21 protein-coding genes are annotated in these 20,457 nt (G+C 70.8%); 4 read left to right on the forward strand and 17 right to left on the reverse strand.

Annotation, left to right across the window (positions count from 1 at the left end):
- Positions 1–18 precede the first annotated feature (18 nt).
- The 5 genes from ABD208_RS13005 to ABD208_RS13025 all read right to left on the reverse strand — a co-directional run bounded on the left by ABD208_RS13005 (position 19) and on the right by ABD208_RS13025 (position 5,737).
- Positions 19–1,449, reverse strand: coding sequence for a mannitol dehydrogenase family protein (locus ABD208_RS13005; RefSeq protein ID WP_344103487.1), 1,431 nt, complete (start codon positions 1,447–1,449; stop codon positions 19–21).
- A complete protein-coding gene (locus tag ABD208_RS13010) occupies positions 1,446–2,327 on the reverse strand; it encodes a carbohydrate ABC transporter permease (RefSeq protein WP_344103489.1) in 882 nt (293 codons plus the stop codon). Before ABD208_RS13010 ends, ABD208_RS13005 begins: the two co-directional genes overlap by 4 nt.
- Entirely contained in the window at positions 2,324–3,310 is a 987-nt protein-coding gene (locus ABD208_RS13015) for a carbohydrate ABC transporter permease (protein WP_344103491.1), read from the reverse strand. The genes ABD208_RS13010 and ABD208_RS13015 overlap by 4 nt, the downstream gene beginning before the upstream one ends.
- On the reverse strand, positions 3,307–4,695 hold the full coding sequence (locus tag ABD208_RS13020) for an ABC transporter substrate-binding protein (RefSeq protein WP_344103493.1): 1,389 nt from the start codon (positions 4,693–4,695) through the stop codon (positions 3,307–3,309). The genes ABD208_RS13015 and ABD208_RS13020 overlap by 4 nt, the downstream gene beginning before the upstream one ends.
- A 265-nt stretch (positions 4,696–4,960) precedes the next feature.
- Positions 4,961–5,737, reverse strand: a complete 777-nt coding sequence (locus ABD208_RS13025) for a DeoR/GlpR family DNA-binding transcription regulator (protein WP_344103495.1) — start codon at positions 5,735–5,737, stop codon at positions 4,961–4,963.
- 108 nt (positions 5,738–5,845) lie between these two features.
- Here ABD208_RS13025 and ABD208_RS13030 point away from each other — a divergent pair, with 108 nt between their 5' ends.
- Positions 5,846–6,127 (forward strand): Lrp/AsnC family transcriptional regulator, encoded by a 282-nt coding sequence (locus ABD208_RS13030; protein ID WP_344103497.1) that lies wholly within the window; start codon positions 5,846–5,848, stop codon positions 6,125–6,127.
- Between the two features lie 79 nt (positions 6,128–6,206).
- On the opposite strand, the gene ABD208_RS13035 is transcribed toward ABD208_RS13030, so the two are convergent.
- The 5 genes from ABD208_RS13035 to ctaE all read right to left on the reverse strand — a co-directional run bounded on the left by ABD208_RS13035 (position 6,207) and on the right by ctaE (position 11,277).
- Positions 6,207–6,842 (reverse strand): superoxide dismutase, encoded by a 636-nt coding sequence (locus ABD208_RS13035; RefSeq protein ID WP_344103498.1) that lies wholly within the window; start codon positions 6,840–6,842, stop codon positions 6,207–6,209.
- 101 nt (positions 6,843–6,943) lie between these two features.
- Positions 6,944–8,674, reverse strand: a complete 1,731-nt coding sequence (gene qcrB / locus ABD208_RS13040; protein ID WP_425561110.1) for a cytochrome bc1 complex cytochrome b subunit — start codon at positions 8,672–8,674, stop codon at positions 6,944–6,946.
- The gene (gene qcrA / locus ABD208_RS13045; protein ID WP_344104152.1) at positions 8,671–9,699 is read right to left on the reverse strand and encodes a cytochrome bc1 complex Rieske iron-sulfur subunit; all 1,029 of its coding nucleotides are present in this window, start codon (positions 9,697–9,699) and stop codon (positions 8,671–8,673) included. Before qcrA ends, qcrB begins: the two co-directional genes overlap by 4 nt.
- 35 nt (positions 9,700–9,734) lie before the next feature.
- Positions 9,735–10,514: a cytochrome bc1 complex diheme cytochrome c subunit gene (gene qcrC, locus ABD208_RS13050; RefSeq protein ID WP_344103501.1), complete on the reverse strand. Its 780-nt coding sequence runs from the start codon at positions 10,512–10,514 to the stop codon at positions 9,735–9,737.
- Positions 10,515–10,623: 109 nt separating this feature from the next.
- Entirely contained in the window at positions 10,624–11,277 is a 654-nt protein-coding gene (gene ctaE, locus ABD208_RS13055; RefSeq protein WP_344103503.1) for an aa3-type cytochrome oxidase subunit III, read from the reverse strand.
- A gap of 185 nt (positions 11,278–11,462) precedes the next feature.
- Between ctaE and ABD208_RS13060 the strand changes: the two genes are divergently transcribed.
- Together ABD208_RS13060 and trpD are read left to right on the forward strand one after the other, a co-directional pair.
- Complete coding sequence (locus tag ABD208_RS13060) at positions 11,463–11,864, forward strand: response regulator (protein WP_344103506.1); 402 nt, start codon at positions 11,463–11,465, stop codon at positions 11,862–11,864.
- Complete coding sequence (gene trpD, locus ABD208_RS13065; protein WP_344103508.1) at positions 11,861–12,946, forward strand: anthranilate phosphoribosyltransferase; 1,086 nt, start codon at positions 11,861–11,863, stop codon at positions 12,944–12,946. The genes ABD208_RS13060 and trpD overlap by 4 nt, the downstream gene beginning before the upstream one ends.
- A gap of 102 nt (positions 12,947–13,048) precedes the next feature.
- Here trpD and ABD208_RS13070 read toward each other — a convergent pair whose 3' ends face one another.
- The 7 genes from ABD208_RS13070 to ABD208_RS13100 form a co-directional block, all read right to left on the reverse strand.
- Positions 13,049–13,462: a cytochrome c oxidase subunit 4 gene (locus tag ABD208_RS13070; RefSeq protein WP_344103510.1), complete on the reverse strand. Its 414-nt coding sequence runs from the start codon at positions 13,460–13,462 to the stop codon at positions 13,049–13,051.
- A complete protein-coding gene (ctaD, locus tag ABD208_RS13075; RefSeq protein ID WP_344103512.1) occupies positions 13,459–15,273 on the reverse strand; it encodes an aa3-type cytochrome oxidase subunit I in 1,815 nt (604 codons plus the stop codon). The genes ABD208_RS13070 and ctaD overlap by 4 nt, the downstream gene beginning before the upstream one ends.
- On the reverse strand, positions 15,273–16,178 hold the full coding sequence (gene ctaC / locus ABD208_RS13080) for an aa3-type cytochrome oxidase subunit II (RefSeq protein WP_344103514.1): 906 nt from the start codon (positions 16,176–16,178) through the stop codon (positions 15,273–15,275). Before ctaC ends, ctaD begins: the two co-directional genes overlap by 1 nt.
- Positions 16,179–16,381: 203 nt before the next feature.
- Entirely contained in the window at positions 16,382–16,636 is a 255-nt protein-coding gene (locus ABD208_RS13085) for a sulfurtransferase TusA family protein (protein WP_344103516.1), read from the reverse strand.
- Positions 16,633–17,769 (reverse strand): cysteine desulfurase family protein, encoded by a 1,137-nt coding sequence (locus tag ABD208_RS13090; protein ID WP_344103518.1) that lies wholly within the window; start codon positions 17,767–17,769, stop codon positions 16,633–16,635. Before ABD208_RS13090 ends, ABD208_RS13085 begins: the two co-directional genes overlap by 4 nt.
- A 173-nt stretch (positions 17,770–17,942) precedes the next feature.
- Positions 17,943–18,296, reverse strand: coding sequence for an iron-sulfur cluster insertion protein ErpA (erpA, locus tag ABD208_RS13095; protein WP_344103520.1), 354 nt, complete (start codon positions 18,294–18,296; stop codon positions 17,943–17,945).
- A 183-nt stretch (positions 18,297–18,479) separates the two neighbouring features.
- On the reverse strand, positions 18,480–19,076 hold the full coding sequence (locus tag ABD208_RS13100; RefSeq protein ID WP_344103522.1) for a hypothetical protein: 597 nt from the start codon (positions 19,074–19,076) through the stop codon (positions 18,480–18,482).
- 138 nt (positions 19,077–19,214) lie between these two features.
- Between ABD208_RS13100 and nadA the strand changes: the two genes are divergently transcribed.
- Complete coding sequence (gene nadA / locus ABD208_RS13105) at positions 19,215–20,420, forward strand: quinolinate synthase NadA (protein ID WP_344103524.1); 1,206 nt, start codon at positions 19,215–19,217, stop codon at positions 20,418–20,420.
- The last annotated feature ends 37 nt before the right edge of the window (positions 20,421–20,457 follow it).

Raw genomic sequence — 20,457 nt, forward strand, 5'->3', positions numbered from 1 at the left:
GCGGCGGGCGACGTCGTCCTACCGTCCCCCGGTGAGGTGGCGGAGGGTGGCCGCCGCACCGTCCTCGTGGAGCCTGGTCAAGGCGTCGAGGTAGGGGCCGGTGAACCGGGGGTCGTCCGCCAGGTCGCCGAACAGGGCCGGGTCCCGCAGGAACGCCAGGGGGTCGGTGCGCTGGGAGCGGGCCCGGGGTACGAGCACGTCCGCCAGCCGGTCGACGACCTCGATCGGGCCGCCGTTCTCGTCCGTGCCCTCGGCGTAGCGGGCCCAGCTCGCCACGACCGCCGCCGAGAGCCGCACGTCTCCCCCGTCCCCCAGCCGTTCCCGGATCACGGGAACGAGCCACTTGGGGATGCGGTCCGAGGACTCGGCGCACAGCCGGGCGAGCGTGTCGCGCACCTCGGGGTTGCCGAAGCGCTCGATCAGCGTGTCGCGGTACTCGTCCAGGTCGATGCCCGGCACGGGCGGCAGGGTCGGGGTCGCCTCCTGCTCCATGTACCCGCGCAGGAGCGCCGCGATCGCCGGGTCCCTGGTCGCCTCGTGGGCGTACCGGTGCCCGGCCAGGTAGCCGAAATAGGCCATGGCCTGGTGCGACGCGTTGAGCAGCCGCAGCTTCATGAGCTCGTACGGCTCGACGTCCGCGACCAGCTGCACGCCCGCGCCGGCCCAGTCGGGCCGCCCGAGCGGGAAGTCGTCCTCCAGCACCCACTGGAAGAACGGCTCGGCGACCACGGGCCAGCGGTCCTCGACGCCGAGCCGCTCCCGCACGAGGGCCCGGTCCGCGTCGGTGGTGACCGGCGTGATCCGGTCCACCATCGAGTTCGGGAAGGCGACCTCCTCGCGGATCCAGCGCGCCAGCTCCGGGTCACGGAGCTGCGCGAACGCCGCGAACACGATCCGCGCCCGGTCGCCGTTGCCCTGCACGTTGTCGCAGGACATCACGGTGAACGGGGGAATCCCCCGCGCCCGGCGCCGGGCCAGCGCCTCGACCACGTAGCCGAACACCGTCGCCGGGACGGCCCCGGGCGCGGCGTCGGCCGCCACGGCGGGCAGGGAGACGTCGAACTCCCCCGTGACCTGGTCGAAGTTGTAACCGCCCTCGGTGATGGTGAGGGAGACGATGCGCGTGGCCGGGTCGGCCAGGCGTTCCAGCACGGCCCCGGGATCGTCCGGGGCGAGCAGGTAGTCCACGATGCTGCCCACCGTCCGGTGCTCCAGCGAGCCGTCCGGGTGCTTGGTCACCAGCGTGTACAGGTGGTCCTGGGCCGCGAGCGCGTCCCGCATCCGGGCGTCGCCCGGCAGCAGGCCGACGCCGCAGATCCCCCAGTCCCGGTGCCCGCCGGCCCGCAGCAGGTCGTCGATCACGAGTGCCTGGTGGGCCCGGTGGAAGCCGCCGACGCCGATGTGCACGATCCCGGGCGTGATCCCCGTCCGGTCGTAGGCCGCCTTCACTTGATCGCCCCCATCGCCAGGCCCCGGACCAGCTGCTTCTGCGCCACCCACCCCGCGATCACCACGGGGATGATCGCGACGGTGGACGCGGCGGACAGGATCGAGAGGAACTGGCCGCGCCCGTCCACGAAGCTGCCCAGCACGGGCGGCGTCGTCCGGGCGATCTGCGAGGTGAGCAGGTTGGCCAGGAAGAACTCGTTCCACGCGAAGATGAAGCAGATCAGCCCGGCCGCGGCCACGCCCGGCAGGACGATCGGCAGCACGACACGGAAGATCTCGGTACGCAGGCCGGCGCCGTCCATCTGCGCGGCCTCGATGATCTCGCGCGGCACCTCGGCCAGGAACGACCGCATCATCCACACCGCGATCGGCAGGTTGACCCCGACGTACAGGATCGTCAGCCACGTGACGTTGTCGAGGCCGCCCACGGACTGCAGCAGCAGGTACACCGGGATGATGGAGGCCGCCACGGGCATGAACTTCGTCGAGATGAGGAAGAACAGCGGGTCGCGCACGTTCCGCACCGGGCGGATGCTCAGCGCGTACGCGGCCGGGATCGCGAGGGCCAGCACCAGCAGGGTGGACCCGATGCTCGCGCTCGCGGAGTTGATCAGGTAGGGCGTCATGCCGCGCTCGAAGACAGCGGCGAAGCGGTCGAGGGTGACGTCCGGCCAGAAGGTGGGCGGGAGCGTCGCGGCCTGGTTCTCCGGCTTGAAGGCCGTCAGGACCATCCAGAGCACCGGGAAGAAGAACGCGAGCACGGCCAGCCAGGTCACGGTGGTCAGCAGCAGGTCACGCGTCCGCCGGGTCACGGCCCGGGGGCGGCGCGCGGCCTGCCGCGCCCGCGTGGTGACGGGCCCCGGGAGGATCGAGGTCATCGGTTCATCAGTCCTTCCGCGGAGAACACCTTGAACAGCGTGCGCAGCGCGACGGTCGCGACCAGGATCGTCACGATCACCGTCATGACGCCGTAGGCGGCGGCCTCGCCGACCTCCAGGCCGACGAACGCCCGCTCGTACAGCAGGTAGGACAGCGTCTTGCTGCCGCCGGTGCCCTTGGTCATGATCGCGACGGGGTCGAACACCTGGAGCAGCAGGATGGTGGCCAGCAGCACCGTGATCTCGACGTACTGCCGCAGGTGCGGCAGGGTGATGGCGGTGAAGGTCCGCCAGGGCCCGGCGCCGTCGACCCCCGCCGCCTCGAGGACCTCGCGGGACTGCGACTGCAGCCCCGCGAGCAGGATGAGCATCGCGAACGGCGTGTACTGCCAGATCAGGACGGCGATCACGGTGAGCGCCGGCAGCTCGGTGTTCCAGGCGACCGGCCCGATGCCGACGAGGGACAGGAACCAGTTGGCCATGCCGTAGGTGACGTCGAGGATCGACCACTTCCAGATCAGCGCCGCCGCCGCGGGCATGACGAGGAACGGCGTGATCATCAGCGTGCGGGCCACGCTGCGGCCCGCGAACTTCCGGTCCAGCAGCACGGCGAACAGCAGGCCGAGCAGGGTCGCGCCGACGACGGCGGAACCGGTCACCAGGACGGTCGAGCCGAGCGACGACAGGAACGAGCCGTCGGACAGCACCTTCGCGTAGTTGCCGAACCCGGCGAACCCGCGCTGACCCGGCCGCAGCAGGTTCCACTCCTGGAAGGAGTAGTAGACCGTGGCGAGCATCGGGACCTGCGTGAGCACCACGGCCACCACGAGCGCGGGCCAGAGCAGGGCGCGGGAGACCAGCAGGTCCTGCCGGCGGCGGGACGACGCCGGGCGGGTCGTCGCCCGCGCCGCGGCCGCGGGCGCCCGTGGCGTCGTGCCCCTGGTCGCCGTCCCGGGTACGGCCGCGGCTGCCCTGGCCGTCATTGCGCCTCCCCGGCCGCCTGCGCGAGCTGCTGCGCGCGGTCCAGCACGGGCCCGAGCTCGCTGCGGCCGGAGAACACGTCGGACAGGTCCTGCGACACCTGGTTGCCCAGGTCCTGGAACTCCGGGATGGTCACGTACTGGATGCCGGTCCACGACTGCTCGTGCAGGCCGGGCTTCGTGGGGTCGACCGAGAGCATGATGTCCTGGGTGATCGGCGCGAAGCTCTCGGCCGCCTGGACGTACTCCGGGATGTCGTAGGTCGACTGGCGGGCGCCCGGCGGGACGCGGGTCCAGCCCAGCTCCTCGCCGACGAGCTGGTGGTACTCCTTGCTCGTGGCCCACTTGACGAACTCGATCGCGGCCTCCCGCTCCTGGGTGGTCCCCGGGATCGCCAGGTTCCACGACCAGAGCCAGCCGGACTCCTGGGTCTTGTGCACCGGGGCGTGGGCATAGCCCATCTTCCCCGCCACCGCGGACGTCTCCGGGTCCTCCAGCAGGCCGGCGGCGACCGTCGCGTCGACCCACATCGCGGCCTTGCCCTGGGAGACGGTGTTGAGGCACTCGGTGAAGCCGGTCGAGACCGGGTCGGCCGGTCCGGCGTCGTTCACCAGGTCGACGTAGAACTGCACGCCCTCGGCGAACTCCGGGTCGCTGACCCGGGCGTTCCAGTCGGCGTCGAACCAGGTGCCGCCGAACGTCTGCACGACGGTGGTCATGGGCGCCATGACCTCGCCCCAGCCGGGCTTGCCGCGCAGGCAGATGCCGTCGACCTTGCCCGAGTCGACCTCGCGGGCCGCGTCCGCCACCTCGTCCCAGGTGGGGTGCTCGGAGACCTCGATCCCGGCGTCGTCGAGGATCTCCTTGTTGTACATGAGCATCGACGACTCGCCGTAGAACGGCACCGCGTACAGCTTGCCGTCGGCGGAGACGACGTCCTTGACCGGGGCGAACAGGTCGTCGGCGTCGTAGGCCGCGTCCGACGCCAGGGGCTCGGTGAGGTCGGTGAGCCAGCCGTTCTGCGCCCAGATCGGCACCTCGTAGGAGCCGATCGTGACGATGTCGTACTGGCCGCCGCCGGTGGCGATGTCCTTGGTCACGGCGTCGCGCAGGTCGTTCTCCTCCATCTGCACGAAGTTCACCGTGATGCCGGGGTGCTCGTCCTCGAAGTGGCTCTTGAGCTCCTCCATGTCCTTCATCTGCGGGTTGTTGACGGTCGCGAGCGTGAGCTCGACGGCGCCGTCCCCGTCCGTGGTCCCGCCGCCCCCGCCGGCGCCCGCGCAGCCCGCCAGGACCAGCGCGCCCGCGGTCAGCGCCGCCGGGATCGCTCCCCGGACCATCCCGCGGCGCGTCGCCGGCTTCCGTGTCGTCCTCGGTGTGAGCGTCATCGCCCGTCCCTTCGTCGTGGTCCGTCCGGCCTCCCGCGTCGTGATCGCGCGGCCCGCCGCCAGGCACATGCTGTGACGGCCCCGGCCACGGGTCAACGGACGCCGTGGTGAACCGGTCACGAACGGTCCGGCAACGGGCACCGGAAGGAACTGCGCCGGGGCGACGATCGCAGCGGGGAGCAGCGATCCCGCCGCCGGGCACCCTCGGAAGACCCCCGAGAACGGGCACGAACCGGAAACGCTGACTGACCGAACGGTCAGCGCGTCAGACCTGGACGAGGTGGGCGCCCGCCTCGGTGAACATCCGGGCGCGGGCCGCCGGGAGCTCCACGCCGGTCACGAAGACCTCGAACTCGCGCAGCTCGGCGAAGCGCACGAAGCTCGTCACGCCGAACTTGTGGTGGGCACCCATGAAGATCTTCCGGTGGCTGCAGGCGATGGCCGCGGCCTTGACGTGCGCGACGGCGGGGTCGGGCGTCGTCAGGCCGTCCGCGACCGTCACGCCGTTGGCCCCGATAAACGCCAGGTCCATGCGGAAGTTGCGCAGCATGTCGGTGGCCCAGCCGTCGACGACGCCGAGCGTGTTGCCCCGGACGCGGCCGCCCACGATGATCACCTGGAGGTTGTCCCGGGCTGACAGGTCCGAGGCGATCGGCAGCGAGGTGGTCACCACGGTCAGGTCGTGGTCGTCCGGCAGGGCACGGGCGACGAGCAGGGACTGGAAGCCCTCGTCGATGAAGATCGTGCGCGCCTCCCCCACCCGGCGGGCGGCCTCGGCAGCGATGCGGGCCTTCTCCTCCGGGAAGTTCTGGGTGCGCTCGGCCAGCGCCGTCTCGAACGTGCTCGACTCGACCGGGAACGCCAGGCCGTAGCTGCGCCGGATCAGCCCCTGGGCCTCCAGCTTGCGCAGCTCGCGGCGCACGGTCTCCTGGGAGACGCCGAGCTGCCGCGCGGACTCGCTCACCTCGATCCGCCCCTGGCCGCGCACCAGGGCGAGCAGCTCCTTGGCACGCGACGACGTACGCTCCGAGACCTCACTCATGACGAGACTCCCTCATGACGCACCATCGTGCCGTTGCCGGAGCCAAGTGTCTACGTCAGATATGGCGGGCGTCACACGTCCTTGTGAACGCGTGATTACGATGAGGCCATGCTGACCGCCATCGTCCTCATCGACGCCGAGACCGCCCGCATCCCCGAGGTGGCCGAGGCCGTCACGAACATCCCCGGCGTGACCGAGGTCTTCTCCGTGACCGGGAAGGTCGATCTCGTCGCCATCGTCCGCGTGCACGAGCACGAGGAGCTGGCCGGCGTCGTCGCCGACCACGTGAACAAGGTCCCGGGCATCACCCGCACGGAGACCCTGATCGCCTTCCGCGCCTACTCGAGCAAGGACCTGGAACAGGCCTTCGCGCTCGGCCTGGACGACTGAGCTCTCGGGCACGAAACGGTCCCCCGGGCCGCGGGTGACCCGCGGCCCGGGGGACCGGTTGACGCGCTGGGCCGCAGGCTCAGACCGTGACGGCCGGGATGATCAGGCCCGAGGTCTGGGTCTTCGCGCGGGCGAGGCGCTCCGAGGCGTCAGCCCAGTTGACGATGTTCCACCAGGCCTTGATGTAGTCCGGGCGGACGTTGAGGTAGTCCAGGTAGTACGCGTGCTCCCAGCAGTCGAGCAGCACGATCGGCGTGAGGCCCATCGGGATGTTGCCCTGCTGGTCGAAGAGCTGGACGATGACGAGCTTCTCGCCGATGGAGTCCCAGGCCAGGATGGCCCAGCCGGAGCCCTGCACCGTCGTGGCGACCGCGGTGAAGTGCGCCTTGAACTTCTCGAACGAACCGAAGTGCTCGTCGATCGCCGTGGCGATCTCACCCTCGGGCTCGCCGCCGCCCTGGGGGGACATGTTGGTCCAGAAGGCGGAGTGGTTGACGTGGCCACCGAGATTGAACGCGAGGTTCTTCTCGAGCTGGTTGATCGAGCTCAGGTCGCCCTTGTCGCGCGCCTCGGCCAGCTTCTCGAGCGTCTCGTTCGCCACCTTGACGTAGGTCGCGTGGTGCTTGGAGTGGTGCAGCTCCATCACCTTCGCCGAGATGTGCGGCTCGAGGTCCCCGTAGTCGTAGCTCAGGTCGGGGAGCTTGTACTCAGCCATGTGCAGTGTTTCCTCTCTCGATGAAACGTCGACGGCCCGGCTCCTCACCCGCCGCAGCAGCGAATGAGGAACCGGGCCGTCGGTTGGGTTCCGCAGGGTGCTCAGTGCCCCTGCGAGTCGGTGCCACCGGAACGGCCGGTGCCGATGGCGGCAGGCGTGGCGTCGTGCGAGGCCTCGAGCCGGTCGTGCTCACCGTGCGAGTGAGCGGCGGCCAGCTCGATCGGCGTGACGGGCTCCACGCGGTCCTCGTAGAAGAACTTGGACACGCGGTGCCACGTCTTGTCCCCACGGTAACCCTTGCGCTTGACCCCGCGCGCGTCGGTCTGGGGCTCGAGCTGCAGCGGCTTCGGGGCGTCGTAGTTGACGCGCAGCCAGCGCTCCTGGTCGTCGAGCGGGGTGTGCACCTCGACGTACTCGCCGTTGGCGTACCGCACCACGCGGCCGGACTCGTGGCCGTGCAGCACCAGCTCGCGGTCCTTGCGCTGCAGGCCGAGGCAGATGCGCTTCGTGACCCAGAACGCGGCCACCGGCAGCACGAAGAACAGGATCCGGTACACCCAGGTGATCGTGTTGATCGACAACCCGAAGTGCGTCGCGATGAGGTCGTTCGAGCCGGCCGCCGCGAGCAGGATGAAGTCCGCCAGGAACGCGACGCCCAGCGCGGTGCGCACCGGGACGTTGCGCGGACGGTCCAGCACGTGGTGCTCGCGGTTGTCGCCGGAGACCTTGGCCTCGACGAACGGGTACATGAACAGGAACCCGAAGAAGATACCGGGGATGACCAGCGCCGGGACCAGGATGTTCCAGGACAGCGTGTAGCCGAGGATCTCCCATTCGGTGCCCTGGCCCGGCATGAGGCGTAGCGCCCCCTCCAGGAAGAGCATGTACCAGTCCGGCTGGGCGCCGGCGGACACCGGCGACGGGTCGAACGGGCCGTAGTTCCACACGTTGTTGATCGCCATCGTCGCGCCCATGAGCACGAGCACGCCGAACACGATGAAGAAGTTGCCGGCCATCTTCGCCACGTAGACCGGCAGCGCCGGGTAGCCGACGACGTTGTTGTCGGTGCGGCCGCCGCCCGGGTACTGCGTGTGCTTGTGCAGCACCATGAGGAACAGGTGCAGGGCGATCAGCGCGAGGATCAGCGCGGGGACGATCAGGATGTGGATCGTGAACAGGCGCGGCACGATGTGCTCGCCCGGGAACTCCCCGCCGAAGATCAGGTACGACGCGAAGGAGCCGATCACCGGGATCGCCTTGACCACGCCGTCGGTGATGCGCAGGCCGTTGCCCGACAGGACGTCGTCCGGCAGCGAGTAGCCGGAGAAGCCGGCGAGCAGGCCGAGGATCAGCAGCGTGCAGCCGACGAGCCAGTTGAGCTCGCGCGGCTTGCGGAAGGCGCCGGTGAAGAACACGCGCATCATGTGCACGACGATCGACGCCAGGAAGATCAGCGCGGACCAGTGGTGCAGCTGGCGCATCAGCAGGCCGCCGCGGACCTCGAACGACATGTCCACGGTGGAGGCGAAGGCCACGGACATGGTCTGCCCGTGCATGTTGGCCGGGTGCTCACCGTGGTACTCGGTCAGCGCCATCGACGGCTCGAAGAACATGGCGATGAAGACGCCGGAGATCAGCAGCGAGATGAAGCTGTAGAGCGCGATCTCGCCGAGCATGAAGGACCAGTGGTCCGGGAACACCTTGCGGGCGAACTCCTTGACCGCCGCACCAATGCTGGTGCGCTGGTCGAGGTAGTCCGCTGCCTTCCCGGCGCGGGTGGTGGGCTCGGGCAGCGGTGCCCCGGCCTTGGCGGTGTCGTGTGCGGTACTCACTTCAGACGCTCCCAGAAGCTCGGGCCGATGGGTTCGGCGAAGTCGCCCTGAGCCACGAGATAGCCCTCGTCGTCGACCGTGATCGGCAGCTGCGGAAGCGGGCGCTTCGCGGGGCCGAACACCACCTTCGCGCTGTCGGCGACGTCGAACGTGGACTGGTGGCAGGGACACAGGAGGTGGTGGGTCTGCTGCTCGTACAAAGCGACCGGGCAGCCGACGTGCGTGCAGATCTTGGAGTAGGCGACGATGCCCTCGTGCGACCACTGCTCGCCCTCGGGCGACTGGTCGGACTTGAGTTCCTCAGGACGCAACCGCACCATGAGGACGACGGCCTTGGACTTCTCGGTGATCCACTCGTGCGACTCGCGGTACTCCTCGCTCGTCTCGGGGATGACGTGGAACGCGGAGCCGATGTTCACGTCGCTGACCTTGATCGGGCGCCCGGAGGGGTCGATCGCGAGCCGGGTGCCCTTCTTCCACATGGTGTGCTTGAACTTAGAGACGTTCCAGTCCCCGCCCACCGAGCCGATCAGCGGAACCGCGATCGTCAGCGGGAACAGCGCCAGCGCCGAGACCGCGGCGCCCTTGAGCAGGCCACGCCGCCCGACGACGCCGGAGTCCTCGAGGCCGTCGTTGAGGTCCTTGACGGCGTCCGCCCGCACCTCGTCCGAGCTGCGGATCGGGTGCCGCTCCTGGACCATCTCGGTGTCGGCCATCAGGGCCTTGGCCCACTGGATGCCCGCGATGCCGATCCCGAGCAGCGAGACCGCGATGCCGAGGCCGAGCAGCAGGGTCGAGGTGCGCACGCCCTCGGTCGTGCCGTCCGGCGGGACGGCCACGTAGGCGACCACGGAGCCGATCGCGCCGAGGCAGGACAGGACGAACAGCCAGATGACGATCCGCTCGTTCCGCTTGGCCGACTTCGGGTCGATATCGGCCAGCCGCGGCCGGTGCGCGGGGACGCCCGGGTCCGTGAACTTGTCCTGGACGGCGAGCTCCGTGCTCGCGCCGGTGTGCGTCGTCAGCTCGGACGACGGCTCGTTGAGGTGATTCTTGTCGCTCACGAGGACTTCGCTCCGATCCAGACGGCCGCACCGATCAGCAGGCCCAGGCCGACGACCCAGGCCCACACACCCTCGCTGACGGGGCCGAGGGCACCGAGCGCGGCTCCGCCCGCGGAACCCTCCCGCTGCTCGACCAGGAACGCGATGATGTCGCGCTTCTCGTCCGGGGTGACGTTGGCGTCGTTGAACACCGGCATCGACTGCGGGCCGGTCTGCATTGCCTGATAGATGTTGCGCTCGCTGGTCTCCCACAGGGACGGGGCGAACTTGCCCTCGCTCAGCGCGCCGCCGGCGCCGACCGCGTTGTGGCACATCGCGCAGTTCGTGCGGAACAGCGCCATGCCGTTGGACGCGTCACCCAGCGCGGGGTCGATCTGCTCGTCCGTCGGGATCGCCGGGCCGGGGCCGAGCGAGGAGACGTAGGCGACCAGCGCGGCGGTGTCCTCGGCGTCGAACTGCGCCGGCTTCGCCTCGGCCTGCGGGCCGTTGGCCTGCATGGGCATGCGGCCCGTCGAGACCTGGAAGTCGACCGCGGCGGCGCCGACGCCCACCAGTGACGGCACGCCTTCGGTGCCCTCGGCGCTGGGGCCGTGGCAGGTGGCGCAGTTCGCCTGGAAGAGCTTCTTGCCCGTCTCGATGTCCTCGGTGCTGACGGTCTCGGCCTGCGCCTGCGTCGGCGCCAGGGCGGCGTAGACGCCGCCGGTGACCAGCAGCGCCAGCAGCAGGAGCACGACCGGCGCCAGCCGGTGATGCCTGCGGGCGGCGAGTGCCTTCACGGATTGATCCTCGTCTCGTACGTGAGAGTGCTTGCTTCTAATAAGACGACCCAGCGGCCCAGGATGTGACACTCCCGCGGGAACTGCCCCTCGACCGGACCGCGGGAGGTTACTGCAGGATGTAGATCACGAAGAACAGCGCGATCCACACCACGTCGACGAAGTGCCAGTAGTAGGACACGACGATGGCCGTGGTGGCCTCGTGGTGCCCGAACCGCCGGGCCGCGAACGACCGGCCCAGCAGGAAGAGGAAGGCGAGCAGACCGCCCACCACGTGCAGGCCGTGGAAGCCCGTGGTCAGGTAGAAGACCGACCCGTAGGGGCTGGACGAGATGCTCAGGCCGTGCTCGACCAGCTCGGCGTACTCCAGCACCTGACCGCCGATGAAGAAGGCGCCCATGAGGTAGGTCAGGGCCATCCACTCGTTCATCCCCCACGACCAGAAGGCCAGGACGCCCCCGCGCCGCCGCGGCTGGAAGCGCTCGGCGGCGAGCACGCCCATCTGGCACGTCACCGAGGAGAGCACCAGGACGGTGGTGTTGAGCGCGGAGAACGGGATGTTGAGCTTGTCCGCCTGCGCGGCCCACTCCTCCGGGGGGAGCACCTGCCGCACCGTGAAGTACATCGCGAAGAGGGCCGCGAAGAACATGAGTTCGCTCGCGAGCCAGACGATGGTCCCGACCGACACGGGGTTCGGTCGGTTCACGGTCACATGCTGATGGGTGTGAGTGGCTGCAGCCGTTGCGGTCGACACGTCAGCCATTATTGCCGACATCGACGGCGGCTGATGACCGCAGGGGCAGGTGGGCAAGCGAAGAATGTCACAAAGTCCTCGCTTGCTGACGCGCGCGGGCACAGTGCCATGAAAAGGTGGGCGGACCACCCTGCCGCGGGAGCCCGTGATGTGCCACGATGCGCAGGGAATGACCCGCGAGAGGATGCCCTTCGATGACTGATGTGAGCACTGCGCCCCGTACCACTGCCCCGCGGATCCTGCTGTACAGCGACGACCGCACGGTCCGCGAGCAGGTCCGGCTCGCCGTCGGCCCGCGGATCTCCGCCGGCGCCCCCGAGATCGTCTGGCAGGAGGTGGCCACCCCCGCCGCCGTCGTCGACGCGGCCGACACCGGCCGGTGGGACCTCCTCGTCCTCGACGGCGAGGCCGACAAGGCGGGTGGCCTCGGGCTGGCGCGGCAGGTGAAGAACGAGCTCTACGAGTGCCCGCCGGTGCTCGTGCTGACCGGACGCCCGCAGGACGCGTGGCTGGCCTCGTGGTCCCAGGCCGACGCCGCCGTCTCGCGGCCGCTCGACCCCATCGCCCTGCAGCATGCCGTGGCAGGCCTGCTGTGAGCACTCCGACGCCGGCGGTGGCGGACGCCACGACACGGAACCCGCCGACCTTCGGCGGTCTGCTCGCCGCCCTCGTCGCCGGCGAGGACCTCGGCAAGCAGCGCGCGGCCTGGGCGATGGACCAGGTGATGACCGGCGAGGTCACCCCGGTGCAGCTCGCCGGCTTCCTCGTCGCGCTGCGCGTCAAGGGCGAGACCGTCGACGAGCTCGACGGCCTCGTGGAGTCGATGCTCGGCCACGCCACCCGGATCGAGGTGCCCGGCCCGGCGGTCGACCTGGTCGGCACGGGCGGCGACGGCGCGCACACCGTGAACATCTCGACGATGGCCGCCGTGGTGCTCGCGGGCACCGGGATCCGCGTGGTCAAGCACGGGAACCGGGCGGCGTCGTCGAAGTCCGGCAGCGCCGACGTCCTGGAGGAGCTCGGCATCCGGCTGGACCATCCGGCCGAGCGCGTCGCCCGGATCGCCCGGGACGCGGGGATCACGTTCTGCTTCGCGCAGGTGTTCCACCCCGCGATGCGGCACGCGGCCGTCGCGCGCAAGGAGCTCGGGATGCGCACCGCGTTCAACTTCCTGGGCCCGCTGACCAACCCGGCACAGCCGCACGCGACCGCCGTCGGCTGCGCCGACGCGCGGATGGCGCCGCTCATGGCGGGCGTGTTCGCGCAGCGCGGCACGAGCGCGCTGGTGTTCCGCGGCGACGAGGGGCTCGACGAGCTCGCGGCCACCGCGGGCACCACGATCTGGGAGGTGCGCGACGGCGACGTCGTCGAGCACCGGCTCGACGCGGCGGCCGACCTCGGCCTGACCCGCATCAAGGTCGAGGACCTGAAGGGGGCCGACGCCGCCTACAACGCGGACGTCGCGCGCCGCGTCTTCGCGGGCGAGGACCGCGGCCCGATCCGGGAGACCGTGCTGCTCAACGCGGCCGCCGCCCTGGTGGCGGACGGTTCCCTGGAGGGCACGGCGACCGGCCCCCTGACGGACCGGCTCGCGGCGGGCCTGGGCCACGCCGCGACGTCGATCGACAGCGGCGCCACGCAGGAGACGCTGCGCCGCTGGATCGAGGCGGCGAGGTAGGGCGAGGCAGAGCCGCGGCAGCCCTGCTCCCCCGTCTTCCCCGCCGCAACGAGAGAACCCCGCGAGCCGGAGCTCGCGGGGTTCTCTCGTGCTTGCGGGACCTCAGTGCGCGTGCTGACCCCGCGAGTACTCGAAGACCCAGCCGACCAGCGCGATGATCGCCATCGGGAAGGCGATGAACAGCATCCACCAGCCGACGGCCATCGCCAGGAAGCCGATGGCGGCCGACGCCGCGATCGCCAGCGGCCACCAGCTCCAGGGCGCGAACACGCCCTGGTCACCGGCGGCGTCCGCGATCTCGGCGTCCAGCTTGTCCTCGGGGCGCTCGTCGATGCGCCGGGCGGTCAGGGCGAGGTACGCCCCCACCATGAGCACCATCGCGCCCACGAGGAGGATGCACAGGGTGCCCACGGGCTCCCAGCCCTCGGGGGTGCTGTACGTCCACCACGCGTAGACGCCGGCGGCCAGGAAGAACAGGGGCGCTCCGGCGATGAACAGCCTGGTCTCGATCTTCACTTGCCTGCCCCCTCGTCGGGCTCGTCCACGATCTTCGTGCTGCTCTGCTCCGGCACGCCGCCGTCGTTCAGCGCGCGCTCCCGGGCCTGGACGTCCTGGCCCCGCCGGTCGGCCTCGCCGTAGACGTTGTCGCCCAGGGTCCGGTGGTACTCCGGGTGCTCCATGGCGACGACCTCGGGGTGGTGCAGGTCGAAGGCCGGCGACTCGCTGCGGATACGGGGCAGCGACGTGAAGTTGTGGCGCGGCACCGGGCAGGCCGTGGCCCACTCGAGCGAGCGGCCGTAGCCCCACGGGTCGTCGACGGTGACCTTGGGCGCGTTGCGCGCCGTCGTGTACACGTTCCACAGGAACGGCAGCGTGGACGCGGCCAGGATGAACGCACCGATCGTGGACACCTGGTTCGCGATCGTGAAGCCCTCCTGCGGCATGTAGTCCGCGTACCGGCGCGGCATGCCCCACACGCCCAGCCAGTGCTGGATGAGGAAGGTCATGTGGAAGCCGATGAACAGCAGCCAGAAGTGGACCTTGCCGAGCCGCTCCGAGAGCATCTTGCCGGTCCACTTGGGCCACCAGAAGTAGAAGCCCGCGAACATCGCGAACACCACGGTGCCGAACACCACGTAGTGGAAGTGCGCGACGACGAAGTAGGAGTCCGACAGCGAGAAGTCCAGCGCCGGGCTCGACAGGATGATGCCGGTCAGGCCGCCGAAGAGGAACGTCACCAGGAAGCCGATGCTCCACAGCATCGGCGTCTCGAAGGTGAGTTTCCCGCGCCACATCGTGCCGATCCAGTTGAAGAACTTCACGCCGGTCGGGACCGCGATGAGCATCGTCATGAAGGCGAAGAACGGCAGCAGCACGGCACCGGTCACGTACATGTGGTGCGCCCACACCGTCACGGACAGCGCGGCGATCGCGATCGTCGCGTAGATCAGGCCGGTGTACCCGAAGATCGGCTTGCGCGAGAACACCGGCAGGATCTCCGAGACGATGCCGAAGAACGGCAGCGCGATGATGTACACCTCGGGGTGGCCGAAGAACCAGAACAGGTGCTGCCACAGCAGCGCCCCGCCGTTCTCCGGGTTGAACACCTGCGCGCCCAGGCGGCGGTCCGCGCCGAGCGCGAACAGCGCGGCGGCCAGCGGCGGGAAGGCCATCAGCACCAGGAGGCTGGTGACCAGCGTGTTCCAGGTGAAGATCGGCATCCGGAACATCGTCATGCCCGGCGCGCGCATCGTGATGATCGTGGTGATGAAGTTGACCGCACCCAGGATCGTGCCGAAACCACCGAGCGCCAGGCCGAAGACCCACAGGTCACCGCCCAGCCCCGGACTGAAGGTCGTCGACGACAACGGCGCGTAGGCGAACCAGCCGAACGAGGCGGCGCCCTGCGGCGTGAAGAAGCCGGCCGAGGCGATGAGCCCGCCGAACAGGAACAGCCAGAAGGCGAACATGTTCAGGCGCGGGAACGCGACGTCGGGCGCGCCGATCTGCAGCGGCATGATCACGTTCGCGAAGCCCGCGAACAGCGGGGTAGCGAACAGCAGCAGCATGATCGTGCCGTGCATGGTGAAGAGCTGGTTGTACTGCTCCTTGCTCTGCACCAGCTGGATGCCCGGCTCGAACAGCTCGGCGCGGATGACCAGGGCCATCAGGCCGCCGATGCAGAAGAACAGGAACGACGTGATCAGGTACATGTACCCGATCACCTTGTGGTCGGTGGACGTGATCCACTTGACCAGGGTGCTCCCGAAGGACTGGCGGTCCTCGCGCAGCCCGGGAATCACCTCCGCGTGGGTCGCGGTGGCCATCAGTGCTCAGCCTCCTCGGCGTCGACGGGACCCTGCTCGCGCACGAGGTCGAGACCGAGCTCGCCGGTCTGGCCCGCGGCACGCAGCTCGTCCATGTGGGCGTCGAACTCCTCCGGGGAGACGACCTTCACGTTGAACAGCATGCCGGAGTGGAACTCACCGCAGAGTTCCGCGCACTTGCCGGCGTACGTGCCCTCGCGCTCGGGGGTCACCTGGTAGTAGTTCGTGTGGTGCGGGATCATGTCTTCCTTGTAGAGGAAGGCGGGGATCCAGAAGGAGTGGTTCACGTCCCGCGAGTCGAGCTGGAACTCGACGGTCTTCCCGACCGGCAGGTAGAGGGTGGGCACCTCGACATCGGTGCCCGGCTCGCCGTCCACCAGCTCCTCGTCGGTGACCTCGCCGGGCTCGGCCTCGTGCTCGCCGAACTCGTAGACGCCCTCGTCGAGGTAGTTGAAGTCCCAGCTCCACTGCTTGCCGACGACCTGGATGTGGACCTCGGCCTCCTCGGCCGGGTCCGTGATCTCGGTCATCACGCGGTCGGTGTGCCAGAACAGGCCGAGGATCATGAGGGTGGGGACCACCGTGTACATGATCTCGAGCGGCATGTGATAGCGGGTCTGCACCGGGAGCCGGTGGTCGTCACGGCGCTTCCGGTAGGCGGCGACGCACCACAGGATCAGGCCCCAGGTGATCACGCCCACGAGGAGAGCCGCGACCCACGAGCCCACCCACAGCTGGGTGATGTCGGCGGTCTGATTCGTCACCTCCCCGTCCTCGTAGCCGGGGAGATAGCCGCGTGATGCGGAGTCGCTGGCGCATCCGGTGGCCAGCACCGCGACCGCGACGGCGAGTGCCGACGCACGCAGAGCGGCCCGCGGCGCGCGGGTCGAGGGCTTCGAGTGCAAGGGTGGCCTTTCACGTCTCGTCCGGCGGGCGTACCGGTGCACTTCACGGCGTGCACGCGGGCTCCACGCAGAACCTACTGATAGGTGGCAGCCTAACGCGCTCAGGCTACCCGCGATGACCGACAGCGGGACTTCAAGTGTGACGAGTCACGCACTCCGGCCTTCCGCCGCATTCCAGCGGCTCAGGTGCGGACACTCCCGCGTCAGGTGTCAGAACGTCGCACCCGGACCGTGAGCGTCCACACACCGTCCGTCTCGCTCGCCCCGGCCATCTCGTGCCCGCGCATGCGCGCCCACGCGGGCACGTCGTACCGCGCGGCCGGATCGGTCGCCAGCACCGTGATCCGCGTCCCGTCCGCCGCGGCCTTCGCCCGCGCGGCGAGCCGGATCACCGGCAGCGGGCACCGCAGCCCGCGCGCGTCGATCGTCTCTGCGGTCTCGCCGGGCCCGTCCGTCACAGCCCGTGCACCCCCAGCCGCTCCCGCACCCGGGACACGGCCCCGGGCAGCACCGCGAGGAACCGGCCGACGTCGTCCGGCGTCGTCGTCCTGTCGAGCGCGATCCGCACGTTGCCGTGCGTGAGCACGCCCATCGCGGCGAGCACGTGCGACGGCTCGAGCGTGCTCGCGGTGCACGCCGATCCGGAGCCGACGGCGAAACCCTCCCGGTCGAGCTCGGTGACCAGCGCCTCGCCGTCGACGTAGAGGAAGGAGAACGTCACGACGTGCGGCAGGCGGCCGTCCGGATCGCCCACGACCTCCACGTCGGGCACGTCCGCCACGGCCGCCCGGATCCGGTCGACCAGCGACCGCCGCCGGGCCGCCGCCTCGTCCAGGTCCGCCCGCACCGCCTGCAGCGCGACCGCCGCCGCGAACGCGAGCGGCACGCTCACGCCGCCCGGCGCCCACGGCTCCGGGTCCTCGGGGCCGGTCGCGGCGAGCCGTACGCGCTGCCGCGCGGCGAGCACCCCCACCCCGGACGGCCCGCCCCAGTCGGCGGGATCGGCGGCGAGCAGGTCCCAGGTCCCCGGGACGACGACGTGCCCCAGGCTCGCCCCCGCGTCCACCAGCAGCGGGACACCCGCGGCCCGCGCCGCCTCGTGCGCCCGTTCCACGGGCTGCACCGTCCCGACCTCGCCGTTCGCGTGCTGCAGCGCGGCGAGCGCGACGCCGGAGCCGGCCACTGCCTCGGCGAAGGCCTCGGCGTCGACCCGTCCGAGCACGTCCACCGGAACCTTGACCGGCTCGCCCGCGAGCTCCGCCGCGTGCAGCACAGCCGCACGCTCGGTCGCCCCGACGACGATCCGGTCGCCCGCCCGGCGCCGTCCGGCGGCTCCCGCGACGACCGCCCGGTGGAGCGCCGCCGTGTGACCCGGCGTGAACCGCACCTCCTCGGTCCGCGCGCCCAGCACCGCGGCCACAGCCTCCCGGGCTCCGTCGATCAGGCGCGCCGCGCGGCGTCCCTCGGCATGCAGCCGCCGCGGATCGGCCCACCCGTCGTCCAGCGCCTGCAGCACCGCCTGCCGCGCCAGCGGATGCAGCACCGCCCGCCCGCCGTTGTCGAGATGCACCCGGCTCCCCGCAGCTTCCACCCTGAAATCCTCCCACCGCCGTCTCGGCCCCGGCCCACCGGCCCGGATCGTGCCCGTGTTCCGCCATCGGGTCCGGCAGCGCGGCCGGTCTCGGTCACTCCTCGGGCACGAACGAAGCGAGGGCGCCCGCCGGGCCCTCGAGGTGAGGATCCGGCGGCCGCCGTCGGACGGGGTCAGCTGAAGGAACCGCCGCAGGCGCAGGCGCTGCCGGCGTTCGGGTTGTCGATCGTGAAGCCCTGCTTCTCGATCGTGTCCGCGAAGTCGATCGTGGCGCCCTCGAGGTAGGGGACGCTCATCTTGTCGACGACGACCTCGACGCCGTCGTAGTCGCGCACCGCGTCCGCCTCGAGGACGCGCTCGTCGAAGTACAGCTGGTAGATCAGGCCGGAGCAGCCGCCGGGCTGCACGGCGACGCGCAGGCGCAGGTCGTCGCGCCCCTCCTGCTCCAGCAGGCTGCGGACCTTCTCGGCCGCGACGTCGGTGAGGTTCACTGCGTGAGTTGCGATGCCGGAGGCGGTCTCGGTCATGTCTGCTCCTGATCGGTGCGTCGGGCGCGCGGCGCGCGGCCTTTGGCGGGTCTTCTCGTGGGCTGGCAACACCGGCCCGGCGAGTTCTGTTCCCGATCCTACGCCCGGTCCCCGCGACGGTCCGTGACCCCGGTCACTGCCCGCGCTGCGGGCCCCGGGCCCCGCGCACGCCCGCCCCCGGGTTCAGGCCCAGCCCGGGGTCCAGGAGCGCGCCACGCGCGCGACGTCGGCGCCCTCGATCTCGTGGGCGCCGCTGAGCCCCGCCGACGCCAGCTCGCGCCGGCTCACCTCCACCCGTTCCGCGAGCGCCACCACGGGGACGGCATGCGGCGCGGCCGCCGCGGCGGCCTCGGCGACGGGGCCCGCGCGCAGGCTGCCGGCGTCGAGCACGGCGACGCGGGCGACGACGACGTCGGACGACGCCACGGCCCTGGACAGCTCGGCGGCCTCCGCGGCGGGCAGGGCGGAACGCGGCGCGGCCGGGCCCGGAGGTTCCGGTGGCGGCGCCCCGATGCCCAGGCTGGTCCCGGCGACGACGACGGCGCGGCGGGCGGCGTCGGCCGCGGGTCCGCCGTGGGGCCCGGCGTCGTCCCCGGACGGGGAGTCGTCCCCGCGTCCCGCGTCGCCGGGCCACCCCGGCGGCCTCGGCGCCCTCGGTGACGGCGGGCGCACGACGCGGACGCCGCGCGCCTCGGCGCTCACCCCCGGGACCGCGGAACGCCAGGCCTGCGCCACCTCGGCAGCGACGTCGCTGCCCTGTGCGATCACCACCACATGCATGCCCTGAGGCTACGCGGCCGGGCGCGCGTCACGTCGCCCCCGGATCGACGGGCCGGTCGCGCGGCAGCGCGCCGATCAGGCGGCGGAGGTCGTGGGACCGGCCCCGGGAGTGTCACAGGCGTGTGTAACCATGGATTCGTGAGCACGCTGTTGGAGAACTTTTCCGAGCCCGCGGCCTCCCCCCTGCTCCTGCTGGGGCAAGGCCGCGACCTGCGCTCGGAGCGTGGGGTCGAGTGCCCGGGCGATCTGCCCGCGCCGAGCGACCCCGATCTGGTGGAGCGCGCCCGCGTGGCGCGGGCCGCGCTGGGCGAGAACGCGTTCGTCCTGGGCCACCACTACCAGCGCGACGAGGTGATCGAGTTCGCCGACGTCATGGGCGACTCGTTCAAGCTGGCGCGCGAGGCGGCGGCCCGGCCGGAGGCCGAGTACATCGTCTTCTGCGGCGTGCACTTCATGGCCGAGAGCGCGGACATCCTCACGTCGGACGCGCAGCAGGTCGTGCTGCCGGATCTGGCGGCGGGCTGCTCCATGGCCGACATGGCGGAGATCGGCCAGGTCGAGGAGGCCTGGGCGGTGCTCCAGGACCTGGGCGTGGCCGGCGACACCATCCCGGTGACGTACATGAACTCCACGGCCGCGATCAAGGCCTTCACCGGCCGGCACGGCGGGACGGTGTGCACGTCGTCGAACGCCGAGGTCGCGTTGCGCTGGGCGTTCGACCAGGTGGGCACGTCCAAGGGCGTGGACGGGAACGGGAAGGTGCTCTTCCTCCCGGACCAGCACCTGGGCCGCAACACGGCGGTGCAGAAGCTGGGGCTGTCGCTGGACGACTGCGTGGTCTTCGACCCGCGCAAGCCGGACGGCGGCCTGACCCGGCAGCAGGTCGCGGACGCGCGGGTGATCCTCTGGCGGGGTCACTGCTCGGTGCACGGCCGGTTCTCGGCGCAGAACGTCGCGGACATCCGGGCGCAGGTCCCGGACGTCAACGTGCTGGTGCACCCGGAGTGCAAGCACGAGGTGGTCACGGCGGCGGACTACGTGGGCTCCACGGAGTACATCATCAAGATGCTCGCAGCCGCCGAGCCGGGGTCCTCGTGGGCCGTCGGCACGGAGCTGAACCTGGTGCGCCGCGTGGCACGCGCGCACCCCGACCTGCAGGTGCACTACCTCGACAAGACGGTGTGCTTCTGCTCGACGATGAACCGGATCGACCTGCCGCACCTCGTGTGGGCGCTGGAGTCCCTCGCGGCGGGCCGGATGGTCAACCGGATCGTGGTCGACGCCGACGACGCCCACTGGGCGCGCGTCGCGCTCGACCAGATGCTGGCGCTGCCAGGGATCTGATCCGCAAGGAGACGGCGACGGACCTCGGGCGAGGGAG

The organism is Myceligenerans crystallogenes, assembly GCF_039529775.1.
GTDB classification, from domain to species: domain Bacteria; phylum Actinomycetota; class Actinomycetes; order Actinomycetales; family Cellulomonadaceae; genus Myceligenerans; species Myceligenerans crystallogenes.